The following is a 19,681-nucleotide window of genomic DNA, read 5'->3' as shown; positions in this document are numbered from 1 at the left end:
ATCTAAAGTATGAAAAAAGATATAGCTAAAAATTTTGCTTTTCGGTTAATAACTTATCTAATCTTTCCAATATTTCTATCTGCTACCAGTGCAGAAATTGTCTTACGAGTTGCGGGATACAAACCCTGGCAAATAGAAAATGTTGATGTTGCGGTCGAACCAAAAGGTAACTTTTTTACCAAAGACTCGCAACTTGGCTACAAGCATTTGCCGGGTAAATTCAAGGTGACACTTAACGGCAATTACTCATTTAATACAACTCATCTCAATAATAGTTTAAGAATAACACATCCCCTCAATACTTACAATTTATTATCGTCAAAAAAACCTGAAATTTGGATATTCGGCTGTTCTTTTACCTACGGTTGGTCATTGAATGACAGCGAAACTTATGCTTGGTTGCTGCAAGAGAAATTACCCAAATATGAAATAGTTAATTTTGGCGTTAATGGCTACGGCACGCTGCACTCGTTGATTCAATTCAAAGCAGCACTCAAACAAGGAAATAAACCCAAAATTGCGGTAATTGCTTATGCGGGATTTCACGACAGACGCAATACTTTGTTAAGGGCGAGAAGAAAGCAGATGGCTGCTTGGAATAAACTGGGTATTCTCTTCCAGCCCGATGCTAGGCTGAATGGAGAAAATAATTTTACCTACAAGATGGCAAAACTTGAATATCACGAGTTCCCGCTGATGCGGGTTTCTGCATTAAGCCATTTTTTGGAGGTTAATTACAATCAATTTGAAGAGGGATTGTACAAAAGTCACGAGGTTTCTAAGGCAATTATTGAAGAATTTAACCGTGTGGCTGAGGCTAATGGTGTTAAGTTAGTTGTGGCCGGAATTAATGCCGGTTCTGCTAAGATGTTGGAGGAGTTAAGTCAGGAGGGAATTGCTACGGCGGATATTTCAGTTGATTTGAAAATACCTGCCAATAATAATTTACCTCATGACCTTCATCCAAGTGCGATCGCAAATCGGCAATATGCAGAAAAGTTGGCAGGTTTTTTGCAAGGTACTGTTTTAAGGTAAGTTAACGGACCGTGAAGGCGCAAAGGGCGCGAAGGAAGAGAGAAACAAGAAGTTTATAAGTTATTTAGGGTTGCGAGAGTGATGGGATTATTGGATTTTGTTTCTTTTAAATTGCCTCGCAAGAGTTTGATTGATGCCTTTTTTCTGTTTTTAGTTGTTCTTGTAACAGTTGCAGTAACATCAATCTATGTATCCAGCGAACATACTTTTTATTGGTGGGATTACGCGGGATACAATACCGCTACAGTCAACACGGCAAATTTATTTAGAGACTCGCCAGATAAAGCATGGCGCGGAGTTATAGAATCGCTATCTAAAGAAAAAAACCTGTTAATTTCTCTGCCGTTAGTGCCGTTTATTCTCTTATTTGGCGAGTCTCGGCTGAGTTACATTCTCAGCGTATCCCTGATTTATGTGCTGCCGTTTCGCCTGTTGCTGGGGGCAATTTCGGCAAAGCTAATTCCCGTTTATCCGCGCCGGGTGTTTTGGTCAACTGTGCTGCTGAGTTTATTAATGCCGATGAGTTGGATACCGACTCTGCGGGGATATCTGGATACTGGGGGCTGTGTGTTTGTAGCCTTGGCAATTTGGGTTTATTTGCAGGATGTTAAGCTGAAATATTGGTGGAAAATCCCGTTAATTGGGTTTTTGCTGGCGGCGGCGATTCTGTTGCGGCGTCATTTTGCTTATAGTGCGATCGCATTTTTTGGTTCAGCGACTTTACAGGCTTTCATCGAGTTTATTGTACTAATATACCGTAGGAAATCGGCGTTGTCGTCTCCAAAAGACAAGGACGTAGCCGTGCCGTTTCCCTACAGATGCTTGTTTGAATCCGCTGTTAAATTGGGTTTAATAGCTGCAACTAGCTTAACTATTTTAATGTTGGTAGCGGGAGATTTTACTCACAGTGCTCTGACGGTTGACTACCGCAATTTGTATGTCGCTTGGAGTTTGCCTGTCAATGATATTTTAACTCGTTATGCGGATTTTTACGGTTTGGGAACTTGGCTGCTGGTACTGATTGGTTTTTCTGCGGGAATTCTCACCCGAATCCTGGTTCCGGCGGCGGCTATTTTTGTTTCGTTGTTTGGGGTTTTGTCGCTGGTTGAATGGCTGTTAGTTTTGCGTTACGGCTACTTGCACTATACAATTCATCTTACACCGATCGCACTTTTAGGACTATCCACATTTTTCTGGACAACTTGGCTGACACTCAAGGGAAAAGTCCGGTATTTCATGCTGGGCGCGGCGGGTTTGTACCTGGTTTTGAATGCCGCAGTCGGGTTAATTCCTCTCAAAATTGATTTGCCAAGACTGTTTGTGGGTAATTTTCCGCCGTTAGTGCGATCGGACTACGACGAAGTTGTAAAATTAGTAGAGTTTCTGCGAAAATTAGCACCGAATGAAGAACCGATTTATATTGCCGGTGCTTCTAACAGTTTTAATGCTAATATCCTGCGACAAGCTAACCGAAAATTAAACCCGCCGGAGGGTTGGTGGAAATTAAATACAATCGGGAGGCCGCAAATTGACTCGCGCGATACTTACCCGCTACCGGAGTTGTTGCAGTCACTATATGCGGTGATTGCTGTACCTTTTCAGCAGGTGTTACCGACTGACGAACAAGTTTTGCGATCGCACGAACAAGATGTTGTTAAAGTTGTGTACGATGCCTTTACTCAAAACTGGGAAATTGCCCGCGATTTCCAATTGCTACCGGAACAGTTTAAGCTAGCAAACGACGTGACTGTCAGGGTTTACCGGAGGATGCGGCCGACTGATACACCAACGGCAGTTAGGACTCTGGATGCGATGCAGCGGCAAATAGTCGATCGACCGGGTACGCAGTTAGATTGGATTAGTTTGCATCAATCAATCTACACAAGTGCCAATCATTCAGTCAGTCAAGAATCGGATAACTTATATAATATTGTAACTTATCCAATTAAAAATAGCAATAAACTCGATACATCTTTCCTGTATTTAGGTTCCATCTCAGACAAAGCGAAAGTTACCGGCAAACTCAATTTACCTAACAAACAATGTCCGGGAATTGCCCTGCGCTTGACTTTGTGGGACAAGCAAGGTAAATTAGTAGACTCAACAGAGATGGCTTATAGTCAAAAAAGTGCGATCGGCTTAAATCTATTAGTAGAGGGCAAAAATCCCACTTATCTGCTGCTTGAGGTATTCAGTACCAGCAAACAGGATTTAACAAACCAATGCCAACTGGAGATTAAGAATTTAGCTGTCAGTAGGTAAATTGAACCGTCAATGCACAAACATCAAAAATCCCACTGGTATTTTAATCTATCTCTATATACATTTGCCATCATCGGCTCCCTGATGGCAACTGGCTATATTTTCCCCATTGGAGGCAATTTCCCCGAAGTGCCGCCAATTCAATTTATGCTAAATCCTGAACTGTATAAAAATGATTATTACGTTCAGGAAATGGTGAAATTCAATCCCAGATACTACTATTATTATATCATCTATTTCCTCGCCCACTTAGGAACCAGCATTCCCCTAGCGCACTTTATTTATCAATTCCTAGCCTTTGGTTCATTTATCCTAGCTTGCTACGCAATTATCAATATCTACACTAATTCCAAACTGCCTGCTGCAGCGATGGCTTTTTTATGTATAGCCGCTTCATTTACAGATGTTGGTAACACCCTGATATTTTCCACCAAATCAGTACCCAGTACCTTCGCAATGGGTTTCGCAATCTGGGGAATTTACTTTAGTTTGCGCCACAAATGGCTGACCGGATATTTCTTTTTTGGACTGGGTTGTTTGCTGCAATTTTTAGTTGGTTTGTTGCCGGGATTGATGATGCTTCCCGTTTTAGTTATTCAATCTGTAAGACAGCGGAATTTCAAAACATTGATTTTGGCGATCGCACTTTTAGCAGGAATGGCAAGTATCGTTTACGTACCGATGTTATTAACAGGTACTACCAGCACTCACACTATCGGCAACGCCGAGTTTGTCTACATTCATGCGAAAGTCCGCAACCCCCACCACATCCTCCCGTCAAATTGGGATGTCGGGAATTGGTTCAACTTTATATGTTTCATAATTGGTGGCTTGCTGTGCATCAAAAATTCCGATTTATTGCGAAAAGAAGACAAAGTTAATTTTTATATAATTGTTGGTACATCCCTTTTGGGACTGTTTCTAAATTACATATTTGTAGAAATTTACCCGGTGGCTTTTATCGCCAAACTACAGTTAGCTAGAACCGTACCTTTTGCTCAATTAATTATATTTATTGCTGTTGCTTTGACGGTAGAGCGACTTTACAGAGACAAACAAATAGCTGTTAGCTTGTTGATGTTAGCTGTACTAACTTTGCCTTTTCGGGGCATCATTTTTCTACTATTATCAGTGTGGCAAACAAAAAAATACGTATTTACCAAACGATATAATATATTGTTGTGGATTTTAGCAGCAGCAACGGTAATTTTTAGCTTGATATATCCGCTGACTGATTCATGGGAAATAATAGGCGATCGAATAATTAGCATCCCAATCTTTTTCTCAATCCTCGCCTTCCCATTTATTTTAGAAGAAACATCCCTAGCTACATCTATAAAACAGACTCTAACTCACATATTAGCCTTAATAACTACCGCCACATTAGTTTTTGGAATAGCAGGAATTATGCCCAAACCTATATTAAATGTATTTCAAACAAGAGTTAATATTAATGCCGTTCCCAGGGACGACTTAAGCAGATTAGCGGTGAGATTTTCGCAAATTAGCAGCCGCGATTCACTCATATTAATTCCACCTTCAGTTACCAGCTTCCAGTTTTTCTCCGACAGAGCGATTGTCGTCAACTTCAAGAACTTTCCCTTTACCGAAAAAGGCATCAAAGAATGGCAAACTCGCATGGAAGCTGTTTTAGGGGTTCCCTTAAACCCGCAAATGATTTGGGGAGGAAATGACTTTTTTATCCGCCGCAGCAGTGCAGATTTAGTCAAAGTAGCCAGAAACTATCATGCCGATTATATCCTGACTCGTACTGACTGGCATCCAAATATTCAAGGGGAAATCGCCGACAAACAAGGCAAATGGATACTTTATAAAATTAGGTAATAGGTAATTGGTAAAACTTGTTAAATCTCAATTAGACTTTTATCTTAGTCTGCCGAGACAGATTTTGCTTGTCTGTAAGCAATTTGAAGAGCCGATTTATCTGCGTTAATCACCGTTAATCAGTTTTAATCTGCGGTTAAATATCAAAACCCGAATCATCAATAATTTCGCTAATTTGTTTGTCCACATAATCAGCATCCACATTCCGCGCCATCAACTCAGCTAAAATCCCCAAAGAAATCAACTGCACCGACAAAATTGTACACAAAATCCCAAAAAATAACAAAGGTCGATTCCCAATCGGCCCAAAATTCATCCCCGCTAAATTCAGAAACCAAATAATTATCAAATAACTCAGCGAAACAGTTCCAACCAAGCCAAAACACAATCCCAAACCTCCAAACAAATGACCCGGTTTGTGCAAATACTGCGTCGTGGCTAACACCGTCAACAAATCAATAAAACCCCGCGCATAACGTTCCCAGCCGTAATTAGATTTTCCGTGCTTTCGCGGATGATGTTCCACCACTACTTCCCCAATTTTAAACCCTAAATTGTTTGCTAAAGCCGGAATGTAGCGGTGCAATTCCCCGTACAATTTAATAGACTGCAAAACTTCCCTACGGTAAGCTTTAAAACCGCAATTCATATCGTGCATTTGCACCCCCGTCAGCAAACACGCAACGGCATTAAACAGCTTGGAAGGTAAAGTTTTAGAAAGGGGGTCGTTCCGCTGTTTTCGCCAACCGGAAACTAAATCAAATCCCGATTCTAAATGATGTAAGAATTTGGGAATTTCAGCGGGGTCATCCTGAAGGTCAGCATCGAGAGTAAAGATAATTATCCCTGCTGCATTGCGAAATCCTGCTGAAAGTGCGGCGGATTTGCCAAAGTTGCGGCGCATTTTAATCGCTTTAATTAGTTGGGGATGTTGGCTGGCTAAATCTGTGATTTCTTGCCACGAATAATCGCGGCTACCGTCATCTATGAAAATGACTTCGTAACTGTGAATTGCTGTTTGGAACATGACAAGTTTAATTTTTTCAAACAGTAATTTTAGGGTAGCTTCTTCGTTGTGAACTGGGATTACGAAGCTGAGATGTTTTGGCATAGGGCTATTCTATTTCATTTGTGTTGTAAATGAGGTTTTTTTATTAACCGCAGAGGGCGCAGAGGACGCAGAGGAGGAGAAAGAGAGGTTTTTTAGTTTTTATTGATAACTTGGGAGTTTCGCAAGGCTACCCAACCTTTGCGGTTTTTAAAGGAGGCATAGGCGGTCAATAATTTATCTGTTGGTAATGTTTGAATGTATCCTCTCCAAGCTGCGAATTCGTAGGAAGGGCCAAACAGTTTAACTAAATCTGGGCGCGGAAATCCGGACATGGCAAAACCTCGAACGACATTTTCTTGGTTGAGAATGGCAATACATTTTACATTGTTTTCGGGGTCTCCTACCCAGCCAATTACTCTCGCTGCTGTTGGTGCAAGTGTGGTGGCTGTATCAAAATATCCGGGTACTCCGTCTTTGGGCGCTGACAGTAAATTTGGGTCGATTTTTGTGTCTAATGCTGCACAGAAATTGTGTTTTTTAATATCTCGGTTAAATGGCACTAAGTTGTTAGTTTTTAATGCGTCAATTAATCCGATAAAAGCGGCAGGTTTGTTGCCTACGCGGTCTTTAATTAGCGTTACGTCGGTGATGCCTAATTGCAGTGATAATGCTACTAACGGTTGATAGGTTGCTCTGCGGGCGATCGCCATTGCAGTTTCGCCTCCCACCCCGTACATTAAAATAATCGCAACTGTCGCGACTGCAAACAGCGGTGTCAGCCAACGCCCTTGAATTCTTGGTGTTGGCTGCAACTCGCGCACCCACAATACTGTCAGCACAATTGTGCTCATCCAAAACAAAGCTGGGAGTGTGGCGTAGCGGGAAGCGGTGGCCTGTTCCACGCCAAATCCCGATCGACTAACCGCGGCCATTAACGCCGTTTGCAGCGTGTAAAGTTGGATTGATAGCCAAGGCAGCCAATCCGGGCGATCGACCTTTTTTACAAATAGCCAATAACCCACAAAACCCGTCACTGCAATCAAACCAATTATACCAATAATTGAAGCAACAATAATATTTTCGCTAAAAATACCGCCGAGATAAGTGGGAATATATTCGAGAGTTTTGAGGGGGTTAATTTTAGTTAAAGAAGGGTGATGAGATGGAGTTTTATAAGTTAAAAAATAAATACCAATCACTGCAATCGAAGCAATGAAATACAAATAAGTTATTCGCCGAGGAAACCGCAGCACAACAGCAGCCGCACACAATATCGGCCACAAAGCTAAAGGAGTGCTGTAACTAATACAGCCTAAAACGCCAAAAACAATGCTGCCAATTACCCACTTATTTTGTAACTGCGGGGGTGGGCACGGGGGCACGGCCCCTAAAAACTCGTTCCCCGGCTCTGCCTGGGAATGAAGATCAGGAGGAAGAGCCTTCCTCTTATTTAACAAAACTGTCGCATAGGATTGCAAACAAAATATCGAACAAATTACAAATAAATTAGCAATTATCCAGTGAACGCCGCTGAATCCCCGCATCCAATTGTGAGCCGCCGCCGGAGTAAAATTAAAAATAGAAATGCAAAGGAGTAGGGAAATAAATTGCAGCGGAAAACGCCTCAATTTTAACGGCAGCAGAGCAATTAATACGTGGCACTGAATCCAAGCCAAGAACCAGGCAACTAAACATAAACCAATATTTGAACCTTGGGTAACAGCTATATTCAAACCATAAATAATTGCCGGAATTAAGACAAAATGCTCGTTCGCCCGAAAAATCCAATTAAAAGGATTTTTAGAGAAACCGTCTACTGAATAAAAATTCCACGTCATCCACCAATAATCAAAATTAGACAAGTCTCCCGCTTGGGATATCAAGTACAAAATATATGATGCTGGTATTAGAATCCCGAGAACTGATGCGGCAATTAAAATATATTGTTGCTTGATTTTCATGGATTCAGACATGGGGAGATTTTTAAGGGGTAGGGGCGAGTTTAGGTGAGAAACTTTGCATATAACAGGTAACTCATGAACAAAACCCGCCCTCGCGTTTTGAGTTTTCCTCAATTTTTTATTTCACTTCTCTTCCCAGCATTTGTCTGAGCCCTTGCCGCCAGTGGGGAGGATACGTGCCTAGAAGTGCTGATATTTTTACTGTAGAAAGGACAGAAAAAGCGGGACGTTTTGCGGGTGTCGGATATTCGGAGGTTGTGATGGGAATTACGCGCTGAATTTTTAGGGGAAAGCCGAGTTGTGCTGCTTCCTCAAAAATGGCGATCGCAAAATCGTACCAACTACAAACTCCGCTGTTAGTGTACTGGTAAGTCCCAAAACTTTCTGGTCCAAGCCGAGGAATAATTTGCGAAATTGCCTCCGCTAAATCGCCCGTCCAAGTAGGACTTCCGATCTGATCTGCTACTACTCGAATTTCTTCCCTTTCCTTTCCCAACCTCAGCATGGTTTTGACAAAATTACCTTTGCCGCCATTGCCGTAAACCCAAGCGGTTCTAATAATAATATGTCGGTTTCCCGCTTTCCGAATTGCTTCCTCGCCTGCTAATTTAGATTTGCCGTAAGTTCCCAGCGGGTTCGTAGAATCTGTTTCCAGATAAGCAGAACCGTGGCTGCCGTCAAATACATAGTCAGTGGAGAAGTGAATCAAACTTGCTCCCAGTTTTTCGCATTCTTCTGCGAGAATTCCGGGTGCAATACCGTTGACTGCGTTTGCTAATTCCGGTTCGCTTTCTGCTTTGTCTACCGCAGTGTAAGCACCCGCATTGACTACTAAATTCGGTTGAATTTCAGCCATTGCTTGACGGATGCTTTCGGGTTGGGATAAGTCGAGGTGAGTGCGATCGAGCGCAATTACCTCTCCAGAAGATAATAAAATCGGCTGCAATTCTTGAGCTAGCTGTCCGCTGCCACCTGCGAGTAAAATTTTCATGATCAAAACACTTGAGCTGTTTTCAATGTTTGTCCCGCTTGGTCTTTAGCTGATAAGATTGGTTGGGCACCATCTAGCGGCCAGTCGATCGCCAAATCGGGGTCATTCCACAGGAGACACCGCTCGTGTGCAGGTGCATAATAATCTGTAGTTTTGTACAAAACTTCAGCAGTCTCCGAAACCACTAAAAAACCGTGTGCAAATCCGGCCGGCACCCAAAATTGCCGTTTATTTTCTGCACTCACCAAACACCCCACCCACTTTCCGAAAGTCGGCGAACTTTGTCTAATATCCACCGCTACATCAAATATTTCGCCAGCAACTACCCGCAGCAATTTGCCTTGAGGCTGCTGTATTTGGTAGTGCAAACCGCGCAGCACATTTTTAGAGGATTTGGAATGATTGTCTTGAACAAATTCTGCCGTCACACCTGTTTTTTCGACAAAAGCTTTGTGATTAAAACTCTCAAAAAAGAAACCGCGATCGTCTCCGAAAATTTTTGGCTCAATGATCAGAACTTCCGGTATTTCAGTAGATATAACATTCATAGTGGGCTGTATTGCGTGATAAACTCCTACCCAGTCTAGGCTATTTTACTATGAAAACTGACACATATCTCAAAAAATTGTATGCCAACCGCTTTGATTCCCGACAAATGCAAGCGAAGGTGGCACTCTGGAAAGTTTTAATTGACGATTTTTTACAAAATTATGTTCCTCCCCACTCAGCAATTTTAGATATTGGCGGCGGTTACTGCGAGTTTATAAATCAAATTAGGGCTGAAAAAAAATGTTTGATTGACCTCAATCCCGATTCAAAGTTATTTGCAAATCCTGATGTGAAGGTGCTTAACATTGATGTGTTAAATTTGGGCGATAAACCTGCTTTTAGCGCAGAATTTGACCGGATATTTATCTCTAACTTTTTTGAACATCTCCGCAATAAAGAAGAACTAATCCAAATTATCTCATTTTGCTTTGAGGCGCTTAAACCAGGGGGTTCTCTCTTAGTTGTCCAACCAAATTTTAAATATTCTTTCAAAGAGTATTACGATTTTATCGATCATCAATTACCGATTACCCACTTATCGCTGCAAGAACTGTTACAAACCGTTGGCTTTGAAATCGACCTAATTATACCCAGATTTTTGCCATTTTCGACTAAAGGCAGACCGGCATCGCCCTGGCTTTTAAAAGTTTACTTAAAATTGCCTTTTTTGTGGCTGTTTTTGGGAGGCCAAATGTTTGTTAAAGCATCAAAAACAAACAATAGAGGCAGATCCTCATGACAGGCATTCCCAGTCATATCCAGGCAGAGAGATACATCTGCGTTTATCCGCGTTGATCCCCCTGCATCTGCGGTTAAAAAATCCCTACAAAATGGAACTTAAAACCACCTCATTAGCAGCAATCCAATTATAAATATCCTGCAAAGCTGCTTCCGGCCCAATAACAGGGCGCCATCCTGTTTTCTCCATCACCCTAGAAGAATCAGTAATAAAAATCGGAATATCCCCCGCGCGTTCCTCCAAAACAGGATGAATGGGAATCGATTTACCCGTAATCTTTTGGCACAAATCAGTTGTCTCAACCAAAGAAAGACTGTTGCTCAAACCGCCGCCAACATTAAAAACTTCGCCATCAAATTCAGGAAAATGTTCTAACTGATAATTAACTAACCTCAACAAATCTTCTACGTGCAGTAAATCCCTAACCTGCTTCCCACTGCCGCGAAAACCGATATAATTCAGCGACTTTTGAAAATAGTGAGCCGCCACCCACAAACCGCAAACTCCCTGATCGACTTTACCCATTTGCCAAGCACCAGTAATTAACCCGCAGCGGTTAATAATTGCCGGCACATTGTATGCTTCCCTGTACTCCTCAATCAGCAATTCCGAAGCTAATTTAGTTGCTCCGTAAAGCGAACGGTGTCCTTTTAAAGGGAAGTCTTCTGATATGCCCAACTCGGATATACCAGGTAAAGTTTGCTCAGGAGCGATCGCAAATCTATTCGGCAACTCTAACAGTTTAACAGACTTGACACTGGCGATCGGATAAACCCGACTCGTAGACAAAAACAGCAAACTCGCACCCGTTTGTCTCGCCAACTCCAAAACATTCACAGTGCCCAGTAAATTCGTCTGCAAAACGTACTGAGGCGAACTAAAACCAGCCAGCACAGAAGGCTCCGCAGCACAATCTATAATGCAGTCAGCATTTAGTGCAACTGGATCTAAATCTGCCGCTGTGCGAATATCCCCGTAAACAAACTGAATACCGCAACTTTTAAGCCGAGGCAGATTCAATTCTGAACCCCGGCGACGCAGGTTATCTAAACAAATTATTTGCCATTCCGGGTGCAGTTTCTTCAGGCCAATTGCCAAACAACTGCCGATGAAACCCGCCCCCCCCACAATTAAGATTCTCTCAGGCATTCACTTTTAACTTTGCTATCTTTCTAGTCCGGTGGTAGTCGCCGCGAGAGAGATGTTTTTCCAGCCAGACATACAAGACAATAAACAAATACCGACTGCCCATCTCTTTTATTTTCAGCTTAGAAATACCAGCCGTCCGATTGTACCACCTCAGAGGAATCACCGTATAGGAAAAACCCCGGACAATTGCTTTTAAAGGCAGTTCCACTGTCAAATTAAAATGGTGGCTCAAAATCGGTTGCACGCCTTCAATCACTTCTCTGCGGTAAATTTTAAAAGCATTGGTGACATCGCTGTAGCGCAAGCCGAAAATACTTTTGACAAACCAGTTTGCTAAGCGGTTAATTGCTAACTTGTGAATTGGATAATCAACCACAAAGCCACCTTTGATAAAGCGGGAACCAAAAACGCAATCATATCCTTCTTGCAGCTTGCGGTATCCTGCTACCAAATCCATCGGATCGTCGGAAGCATCCGCCATCACAATAGCTGCAGCATCTCCGTCAAATTCCGCCAAACCCCGTCGCACCGCAAATCCGAAACCGTTCGGAGGTTGATTGTTGATGTATCTAACGGTGGGAAAAGTCTCTGACAACTCCTGGCAAATATCAATAGTTCGATCGACACTGTTGTCATTCACAATCAAAATTTCGTGCGGAATGCCTTCTAAATCGAGCGTCTGGGCGATCGCCCGCACAGTACCGTACAAACAGCCCTCCTCATTGTGGGCTGGTATTATCACAGAAATTTTCACTCCTCATCCTCCGCGCAACTGGACAAACTGGTTGTCAACAGGATTATACACCCAAGCTTTAATTTCTGTTTGGGTGATCGGCAAATTATTATCCGACAAATCAACAGCCCACCTTGCATTATTGTATAACTCAGATTTTAAACTCTCAGCAATGTCGGGACTGTCCAAATTTACATAAGCGTTAGCAAAAAAAGATTTTTTGTCCCCGACAGATAGCAGTACAATATTCGGCTGTTGCAATTTTTCTGGCAAAACCGCCCAACCAGCAGCCTTGACAGCATCATTTTGCTTAACCGTCAAGGATTTATTGCTGGTTTGAGGTTTGTCTAAATAGCCGTACACTTTCTCGGTATTAGAAATAAACTCTATATTTTTCGCGAACTTGATCCAACCTATTTTGTCGATAATTGCAGCGCCTTCTCTTACCAGCCAAGTTTTTTTGCTCAGCACCCTCAAACAGCTTTCCGGCGAATTTTTGAAAAACTCCGAGGGTTCCAGATAGTTAATTAACTGCAAACAATTTTGAGCGCCTTGTTTGTAAAGAAGCGCCGATCTAGTTTGGGCGATCGCCTGTTGAGAGTTAACAATAATTGTAGCAATTAACAGCCCTGCTACTACGCGATAAATAAATTTATAATTACTCCTTAACGTTGCTTGTGTTTCTTGATAATTACCTCGAACAAACAATTGCCCTAGCTGAACCAAAGCAATTAAGAGCAAAATCGAATTAGTGGTATATCTAGACGATTCAAGCGCCTGAATTGCCCCAAATTCTGCCCTCCCAGCCGTAATAAACAAAGAAGATAAAACCGAAAACAACCCTATTGACAGCCAAGGTAAAGCCTGATATTGCAATCCTAAAGGAATTGTGGAATGGGCATCTTGCCGTAATCCTAAATGAATTGTGGGATGGGCATCTTGCCCGTCCAGCGTCGCAGCCTGAACCACGTTCATAACTGAGTTGGGATTGCTATAGCTTTCAGCAATATCATTGCTATCTGTGATTCCGAGGGGCGAAGGAATCGCCGGGACTTGAGGTTGCTTTTGGAAGTTAGCATTCACAGATGAAGCTAGCGAACTTGATACAATTTTTTTTCCAAAATAAACTACAAAAAATATAAAATTTGCCAAAATTACCAATCCTACAAATGCCGAAATTCCCGGCGAGCGAACAATTGGCGAACCCAGCAAGCTTAAAAAGTAATCAATAACCACAAGCGGCTTATTCAACAATGAAATAATACTTGCTTTCCGACTAGGATGATAATCTATTGAGTAAACCGCACAAGTTGCCACAAACAGCAGCATCCAGGCGATCGCTCTTTTTCGTTTCTGCGCTGTATTTCCCTTCAAAGCCACCACAGCCGGAATCGCAGCCAACCAAGACAGCAAGCCTTGAGCGAGCGAAAAACTCGCAACAAAGCAGAATACAGCAGCAATAGAGATTCTAATATTAGGCACTAATTTGTGAGGTGAAACCAGCCCATAAACCGCAGTTACAAAACACAAATTTACGAAAAACCAAGCTAATTGAAACCCCCAAAGCCAGTTTTCGTGCTGAACTAGAGAGAAAACCAAAATACAAGTTAAAATATTAGCTAAATGCCACAGATCATCCGCGATATTCTTAACTGGCATCGAGGATAACTTGTACATAGCGATAAAAGTTATCGCAGCCAAACCTATGCTGAGACACAACTGATAATTAATATTCCATCGGGAAGCAAAAGCCAGCACCGCAATAATTATTTTAGGGAAAAGTATGCGGTGGTTGCTGTGCAAAGCCGAAAAATCGTTAAACGTTACATTTCCCGCAGCTATTTTTTCAAAAAGGCTAGCTAACCTCCACTCGTCATCAACGGGAACGTTAACGCTAAAATTCGCTACAAATCCGATTAACAACAGGACAGGAATCAGATATAGAGTAAATAAGATTAATTTTTTCATCAATGTGCGATCGCACCGATTGCCATCACCATTTTATATCAACCCGGCTTAAATACCCTTTATTTTTTTGTCAGCGAAGGACGTTCGGCGAAGCTCAGTCTAGCCGCCGACGAAAGTTTGACTTTTGAGGGGTTTTAACCACCTAATTTGATCGAGGAGGTGGTATTTACTTATAGCGGTAAGGTGCGCTAGGCGCACCCTACTTCTTGATAGCGGTTAACCGAATTACTTAATAGTCTTGAACGTATCCATTTTCCCTGTAAATCGGTTGATAAACATCTGCAAAACAGTCCGCTTGCCGATATTGATATTAGAACTCACCGACATTCCCGACTGCAAGTTAACCTCCACTTCATTTGCCTTGCCCTTGTTCAAAACAAACTTCTGATTTTTGAGCTTAATTTTGGTTTTGAAAGCGTAGTATTTCCGCAGTTCAGTAGGAGGCTCAGCATCGCTACTAATCTCTATCACTTCACCCTCAGCAGTACCAAACTCCATCGCCGGGAAAGCTTCTACATTCACTTCCACAGGCACGCATTGGTATTTCGTCAAACCCAGTTTCTCTCTGTTAACTTCCTTCTCTGGACAAACGCAACTTTTACCTGTTTCGCAGTCAATCTTTTCTCCGTCTAATTGCTTGCCGTGATACTTCTCCAATTTAGCCCGCTTCTGTCTCAAAGCATCCAATACCAGAGCCACATTGCTGTTTTCCAGGTAAACAACTGCTTCCAGACCGTTTTCGTCATCCAAAACCTTGAGCAGCTTTTCAGTTTGCTGCGCTTCGTAATAAGCTTCTTCGCAGCGTGCTGGGCGCGGTTCGCCCGGTTTCACCACCGAATTAATAATGGATTGGCATATCGGATCTTTCGCCATATCCAACTTAGCTTTCTCCTTCGTAGAAGGCTTCAAATCAAAGATTACACCCGATACGGGAGCCTTCATCACTTGAGTGTCGCGGTTTTGTTGAGCCTTTTCTAGCTGAGCGTTCACCTCGGACAGCTTTTTCAGGTTTTCCACTTTGAAGCGACTTAGCTGAGAATCGCTGCTGGCAATTTGTTTCTGGTTTTCAGCAATTTTGGTATAAAGTTCTTTCGCCCAGGAATCCTTGGTGTTTTTTAACTGTTCTTGGGCGCGGTTGATAGACTCCTGAATGCGCGCTTGCTCTCCTTGGTGACGCTGTATTTCAGCAGTAATTTTTTGAATGTCACCTTGACGCGCGTTAATTTCGCCTCGGCGCGTATTGATTTCACCGAGGCGCGTGTTAATTTCGCCTTTGCGAGAGTTGATTTCACCTTCCCGCTGCTTGATTTGATCTTGCTGTTTGAGAACCTCGCTTTGGCCTCTGAAAACATCTTGTTCTTGACGTTCTTTTTGCAGTTCAGCAATGGCTCCTTCCTCCACCAAGGGGGCGAGTCTGCCTAGAATGTTTTGATTCGACTTCAATACTTGTTGGGATTTCGCTAACTGTTCTTGGGCCAAATCTTTCTGAGCTAGGGCTGATTTTACTTGCTCTTGCGAAGAAGCTAACTGCTGCTGAGCATAATTTAATTGGTTCTGGGCAAAACCCAATTGTTGCTGTGCCACTGTCATTTGATCGCCGGCGGCTTTCTCAGCATCCTGAGCTTGCTTCAGTTGTTTTTCCAACTCCTGAACTTGGCCTTGAGCAGCAGCAACGCGAGACAGAAATTCCGATCGATAATTAACATAAAGTCCTTGCTGGGCTGCATCAAAATTTCCGCTAGCTCCCCGATTGAGGTACAGTTCGTCAATCAAAGCTTGCAGCACTTGATTTTGTGCCGTGAGGCTCTGTCGGTCCTTGATTGTTGATTCTAGGTTAGAAGGAACAGGGCCTTGAATTTTGCCGTTGACAACATCTTCGTAAAATTTATTTTCCTTTTCCAGAGCTTCTTTAGTTTTCTGTATCGATGTTAAATCGGCACTGGGTGCAAGGGGGTTGAAAGTGAGCAGAGGCTGGTTTTTTTCCACACGATCGCCATTTTCAACGTGAAGTCTCACCACAGCGCCCGTAGCAGGTGCTTGGATGTCTCTAGCACCATCTTTGAGCTCTAATTGCCCTACAGCGGGGACAGCTTGCTCTACGCTAGCAAAATAAGCCCAAACTACAGCAGAAGTGGTCATCAGCATGATCATCCACAAAAACAAGTGCGACCAAATCGCTGGTTTTTCGAGAATGACTGGTTGCTCAGAAAGTATTAACGATTTCATAGCCATTTGTTAGTTCTCAGTTGTTAAGCGTTAGCGAGCGGTTGTGAGTTGTTAGATATTAGGTATTCGAGGACTCTTGTTGTTGGAAGAGGCAGTAGTAACGCCCTTTAAGAGCCATTAATTCTTTATGAGTTCCCCGCTCGACTACCGAACCTTGATCCATCATAATAATTAGATCAGCGTTTTGGATTGTAGTCAGGCGGTGAGTAATGAAAAACACCGTGCGGCCGGCGAAAGCTTCTGCTAAGTTATTGCAAACTTGGCGTTCGGAATGGTAGTCGAGGGCGCTTGTAGCTTCGTCCAGAATCAGGAGTTTCGGGTTTTGCAAAATCGTGCGGGCGATCGCCAAACGCTGCCTTTGACCCCCAGAAAGCGACGCACCCCGCTCTCCGACTATCGTATTGTAGCCAGCAGGCAAGCCCATAATAAAATCGTGAGCTACCGCTAATTTCGCAGCTCGCACAATCTCATCCGTACTCGCATCGGGATTACTAAGAGCAATATTTTCCTGTACGGAGCAGTTAAACAGCAAAGTATCTTGCAATACCACCCCTAGTTGGCTGCGGAGCGAGTACAGTTCCACCTTAGAAATGTCGTACCCGTCAATAAAAATCCGGCCCGACAGCGGCGGATAAAGACGCTGTAACAGCTTCATCGCCGTACTTTTACCGGAACCGCTTCCCCCGACAATTCCCACAAAACTGCCAGCGGGAAATTCCAAATTCACATTAGCCAATTGCAGTGGACCGCTCTCGAGGAATCGGAACGAAACCTCCTCATAAGTAACCTGCCCTTGAATTGCCGGCAGCGGGATATTGCTGCGGTCTTCATCGCTGGTTTCCGTCGGCGTATCGACAACATCCTTAAGCATATCGATCGACATCGATACTTCTTGGAAACTCTGCCACACGCTTACAAAACGCAGCAGCGAACCAGTCACGTTCCCGGAAATAATTCGGAAAGCAATCAACTGACCCAAAGTAATCTCATTTCCCAGTACCAAATAAGCTCCTACCCACAACTGAGCTAAGTTACCCACCTGGTTTAAAAAGCCGCTAATCGTACCGGCAGTAGTCCCGGTGATAATTGTTTTAAAACTGGCTGTAATGTATTTTGCGTAGCGGCTCGACCATTCCCAGCGGGATTTCAATTCAATATTTTGAGCCTTAACAGTTTGAATCCCGCTGACTACTTCCACTAGATAGGATTGAGAGTCAGCAAAACGGCTGTTTCTTTGTTTTATCAGGCGCAGCACCAGCGGATTGATTAGAACAATCATCAGCCCCAGTATCGGTACCACTGCCAAAGATACTGCCGTTAGCTGCACGCTGTAAGAGAGCATAACGGCGACGTAAACCACCGAAAATACCGCATCGAGAACCACTGTCAGAGCTGTACTCGTCATGAATTCCCGAATCTGGCCCATCATGCTGAATTTGTAAACCAGATCTCCCACGCGCCGGTTGTCAAAGTAATTCTGGGGCAGGCGGAGCAAGTGGTCGATTACCTCCGCACTCAATTTGACATCGATGCGGTTTGAGGTGTCTATAAACAAAAAGGTACGCAAACCGTTGAGCAGTCCTTCAAACAGGGCAACACCTAACAGAAATGCCCCCAAAATATCCAAGGTGTCAATGCTGCGCTGACCTAATACTTTATCAATAATTATTTGGCTGATTAATGGGTTGGCAAGACCAAATAACTGTACAAAAAACGAAGCGAGCAATACCTCAAAAAACACTGTCTTGTGTTCCATGAGGGCCGGCACAAACCACCAGAAGCTGAACTGCTCTTTTTGCTCAACTTGCGGAGCTTGCAGCAGCAGGACTTCTCCTGATTCGCCCCAGATTTCTTTAAACTGAGGTATCCGCTTCCGCATCAGCCCCTGTTCGGGCGTGGCGAGCACCAATTCTTGCTCGGTGATGCTGTAAATAATGGCAAAGCTATCTTGCCATTTAATCATTACGGGGGCTTTGATGCGGTTGATGGCTTCTGCTGGCACTTGCGCCAATTGGGGCGTCAGGCCGATGCTTTGGGCGATCGCCCCGCAGGCTTGCATACTGATAGAACCAGCGGTTTTTAACTGATTTTCTAGAACTTTGCGGATGATATCTCGACGAAATTTGAGGCCGAAATACTTGCTCAACATCTGGAAGCAAGCTAGCGGACTGTCAATCTGCCCTTTGGCGCGGAAAACTGGGTATCTCCCCGCATCCTTTGGTTGGTCGGTTGGGGGTTCTGGGGGACGCTCTGGGGCGTCTATAACCGTGATCGATTTTCCGCCGGGCGGCTTGAGCCCTGGGCCTACTATATCTGGCGTGGGATTTAATGGGTCTGTTTCTTGAGGTTCTGGGGGTTCCCGGAAGCCGACCAAGCGGGCGCCGAGGCGACCTTCTACTTTTAAGGATTTGGCTGCGTTTTCCACAGAGAAGCGGCTGCCCGTGGGAAAGTCGCCCAAGACGCCGCTGCTGACAAGCCAAACTCGATCGGCATCTAGCTCTTTGGCGATGTCTTGAGTTTTTTTGTTGCCGTTTGGCACGTTGACAACTGCCGCGTCTTGCCAAGCTTGCAGGGTGAGTTCCTTGAGATTGGAAGTGCCGTCGGCTTGGCGCTGCAACTCCAGGCTCAACAGTTCAAATACTTCGCTCAAGGAACAGTGTTCGCGAAAGGCTTCTCCAAAGGTCGGCTGTTTTTCCAGTACGCTCAGGAAATCTTCGGCAGGTAGGACGATCGCGATCACATCTGTAGAAGCGATTGCCGTCTCGCAGGGAACCCCCCTGAGCAAGCCAGCCCAGCCCAGGATTTCCTTCGACTGCACCAAGCGTAAACTTACGTGGCGCTGCGAGCGCTGGTCAAAGCCCAGCAGCCGGGCCTGGCCTTGATAGATAATTGCCACCTGAGTCGGCATTTTTTCCCGTTCAAACAGGGGCTGCCCCGTCCGGTAGCCGAGGAGTTGGCATTTAGCCACCAAGGCTGACAGAGCCGTCTCTGAGAGTCGGTCAAAGGGAGGTGTTTTAGCTAGGAAATCCTGAATTTGGGAGAGGGAAACAGCGGAAGAAGTCATCCGATTTTAGATTTTAGATTTTAGATTTTAGATTGAATCCACAGATGAATCCGGAGGCTTTTTGTTAGGATGCTACGCTTTTTAAAGTCTCCACGGATAAATCCGGGG

At 43.8% G+C, this 19,681-nt stretch carries 13 protein-coding genes; 4 read left to right on the top strand and 9 right to left on the bottom strand.

Features of this window, described 5'->3' with window-relative positions; genetic code table 11:
* Window positions 1–9 precede the first annotated feature (9 nt).
* The 3 genes from QUA47_RS09345 (at window position 10) to QUA47_RS09335 (ending at window position 5,142) form a co-directional block, all read left to right on the top strand.
* Window positions 10–1,035 carry an SGNH/GDSL hydrolase family protein gene (locus QUA47_RS09345; RefSeq protein WP_333430548.1) on the top strand — a complete coding sequence of 342 codons (1,026 nt, stop codon included), beginning with the start codon at window positions 10–12 and terminating at the stop codon, window positions 1,033–1,035.
* 81 nt (window positions 1,036–1,116) lie between these two features.
* Window positions 1,117–3,297 (top strand): hypothetical protein, encoded by a 2,181-nt coding sequence (locus tag QUA47_RS09340; protein ID WP_333430547.1) that lies wholly within the window; start codon window positions 1,117–1,119, stop codon window positions 3,295–3,297.
* Between the two features lie 12 nt (window positions 3,298–3,309).
* Window positions 3,310–5,142, top strand: a complete 1,833-nt coding sequence (locus QUA47_RS09335; RefSeq protein ID WP_333430546.1) for a DUF6798 domain-containing protein — start codon at window positions 3,310–3,312, stop codon at window positions 5,140–5,142.
* A gap of 136 nt (window positions 5,143–5,278) precedes the next feature.
* On the opposite strand, the gene QUA47_RS09330 is transcribed toward QUA47_RS09335, so the two are convergent.
* The 4 genes from QUA47_RS09330 to rfbC form a co-directional block, all read right to left on the bottom strand.
* A complete protein-coding gene (locus QUA47_RS09330; RefSeq protein WP_333430545.1) occupies window positions 5,279–6,253 on the bottom strand; it encodes a glycosyltransferase family 2 protein in 975 nt (324 codons plus the stop codon).
* Window positions 6,254–6,345: 92 nt separating this feature from the next.
* Window positions 6,346–8,166, bottom strand: coding sequence for a hypothetical protein (locus tag QUA47_RS09325; RefSeq protein WP_333430544.1), 1,821 nt, complete (start codon window positions 8,164–8,166; stop codon window positions 6,346–6,348).
* A gap of 106 nt (window positions 8,167–8,272) precedes the next feature.
* On the bottom strand, window positions 8,273–9,145 hold the full coding sequence (gene rfbD / locus QUA47_RS09320; protein ID WP_333430543.1) for a dTDP-4-dehydrorhamnose reductase: 873 nt from the start codon (window positions 9,143–9,145) through the stop codon (window positions 8,273–8,275).
* A 2-nt stretch (window positions 9,146–9,147) separates the two neighbouring features.
* Window positions 9,148–9,693, bottom strand: a complete 546-nt coding sequence (rfbC, locus tag QUA47_RS09315; protein ID WP_333430542.1) for a dTDP-4-dehydrorhamnose 3,5-epimerase — start codon at window positions 9,691–9,693, stop codon at window positions 9,148–9,150.
* Between the two features lie 50 nt (window positions 9,694–9,743).
* On the opposite strand from rfbC, the gene QUA47_RS09310 reads away from it, so the two are divergent.
* Complete coding sequence (locus QUA47_RS09310) at window positions 9,744–10,433, top strand: methyltransferase domain-containing protein (protein ID WP_333430541.1); 690 nt, start codon at window positions 9,744–9,746, stop codon at window positions 10,431–10,433.
* Between the two features lie 84 nt (window positions 10,434–10,517).
* On the opposite strand, the gene QUA47_RS09305 is transcribed toward QUA47_RS09310, so the two are convergent.
* The 5 genes from QUA47_RS09305 to QUA47_RS09285 form a co-directional block, all read right to left on the bottom strand.
* A complete protein-coding gene (locus QUA47_RS09305) occupies window positions 10,518–11,582 on the bottom strand; it encodes an NAD-dependent epimerase/dehydratase family protein (RefSeq protein WP_333217238.1) in 1,065 nt (354 codons plus the stop codon).
* Window positions 11,575–12,336: a glycosyltransferase family 2 protein gene (locus tag QUA47_RS09300; RefSeq protein WP_006632227.1), complete on the bottom strand. Its 762-nt coding sequence runs from the start codon at window positions 12,334–12,336 to the stop codon at window positions 11,575–11,577. The genes QUA47_RS09305 and QUA47_RS09300 overlap by 8 nt, the downstream gene beginning before the upstream one ends.
* 3 nt (window positions 12,337–12,339) lie before the next feature.
* On the bottom strand, window positions 12,340–14,283 hold the full coding sequence (locus tag QUA47_RS09295) for a hypothetical protein (RefSeq protein ID WP_333430540.1): 1,944 nt from the start codon (window positions 14,281–14,283) through the stop codon (window positions 12,340–12,342).
* 225 nt (window positions 14,284–14,508) lie between these two features.
* Window positions 14,509–16,515, bottom strand: a complete 2,007-nt coding sequence (locus QUA47_RS09290) for a chromosome partitioning protein ParA (protein WP_333430539.1) — start codon at window positions 16,513–16,515, stop codon at window positions 14,509–14,511.
* 52 nt (window positions 16,516–16,567) lie between these two features.
* Window positions 16,568–19,573 carry a peptidase domain-containing ABC transporter gene (locus tag QUA47_RS09285; protein ID WP_333430538.1) on the bottom strand — a complete coding sequence of 1,002 codons (3,006 nt, stop codon included), beginning with the start codon at window positions 19,571–19,573 and terminating at the stop codon, window positions 16,568–16,570.
* Between the last annotated feature and the right edge of the window lie 108 nt (window positions 19,574–19,681).

It is taken from the genome of Microcoleus sp. MON2_D5 (assembly GCF_036701905.1).
GTDB lineage: Bacteria > Cyanobacteriota > Cyanobacteriia > Cyanobacteriales > Microcoleaceae > Microcoleus.
This window is presented reverse-complemented; position numbering and strand designations above follow the sequence as displayed.

What these genes read in the sequence shown, in the direction of transcription:
- QUA47_RS09345 (WP_333430548.1), top strand. Translation starts at nt 10, where the DNA reads ATGAAAAAAGATATAGCTAAAAATTTTGCTTTTCGGTTAATAACTTAT.
- QUA47_RS09340 (WP_333430547.1), top strand. Translation starts at nt 1,117, where the DNA reads ATGGGATTATTGGATTTTGTTTCTTTTAAATTGCCTCGCAAGAGTTTG.
- QUA47_RS09335 (WP_333430546.1), top strand. Translation starts at nt 3,310, where the DNA reads ATGCACAAACATCAAAAATCCCACTGGTATTTTAATCTATCTCTATAT.
- QUA47_RS09330 (WP_333430545.1), bottom strand. Translation starts at nt 6,253, where the DNA reads ATGCCAAAACATCTCAGCTTCGTAATCCCAGTTCACAACGAAGAAGCT.
- QUA47_RS09325 (WP_333430544.1), bottom strand. Translation starts at nt 8,166, where the DNA reads ATGTCTGAATCCATGAAAATCAAGCAACAATATATTTTAATTGCCGCA.
- rfbD (WP_333430543.1), bottom strand. Translation starts at nt 9,145, where the DNA reads ATGAAAATTTTACTCGCAGGTGGCAGCGGACAGCTAGCTCAAGAATTG.
- rfbC (WP_333430542.1), bottom strand. Translation starts at nt 9,693, where the DNA reads ATGAATGTTATATCTACTGAAATACCGGAAGTTCTGATCATTGAGCCA.
- QUA47_RS09310 (WP_333430541.1), top strand. Translation starts at nt 9,744, where the DNA reads ATGAAAACTGACACATATCTCAAAAAATTGTATGCCAACCGCTTTGAT.
- QUA47_RS09305 (WP_333217238.1), bottom strand. Translation starts at nt 11,582, where the DNA reads ATGCCTGAGAGAATCTTAATTGTGGGGGGGGCGGGTTTCATCGGCAGT.
- QUA47_RS09295 (WP_333430540.1), bottom strand. Translation starts at nt 14,283, where the DNA reads ATGAAAAAATTAATCTTATTTACTCTATATCTGATTCCTGTCCTGTTG.
- QUA47_RS09290 (WP_333430539.1), bottom strand. Translation starts at nt 16,515, where the DNA reads ATGGCTATGAAATCGTTAATACTTTCTGAGCAACCAGTCATTCTCGAA.
- QUA47_RS09285 (WP_333430538.1), bottom strand. Translation starts at nt 19,573, where the DNA reads ATGACTTCTTCCGCTGTTTCCCTCTCCCAAATTCAGGATTTCCTAGCT.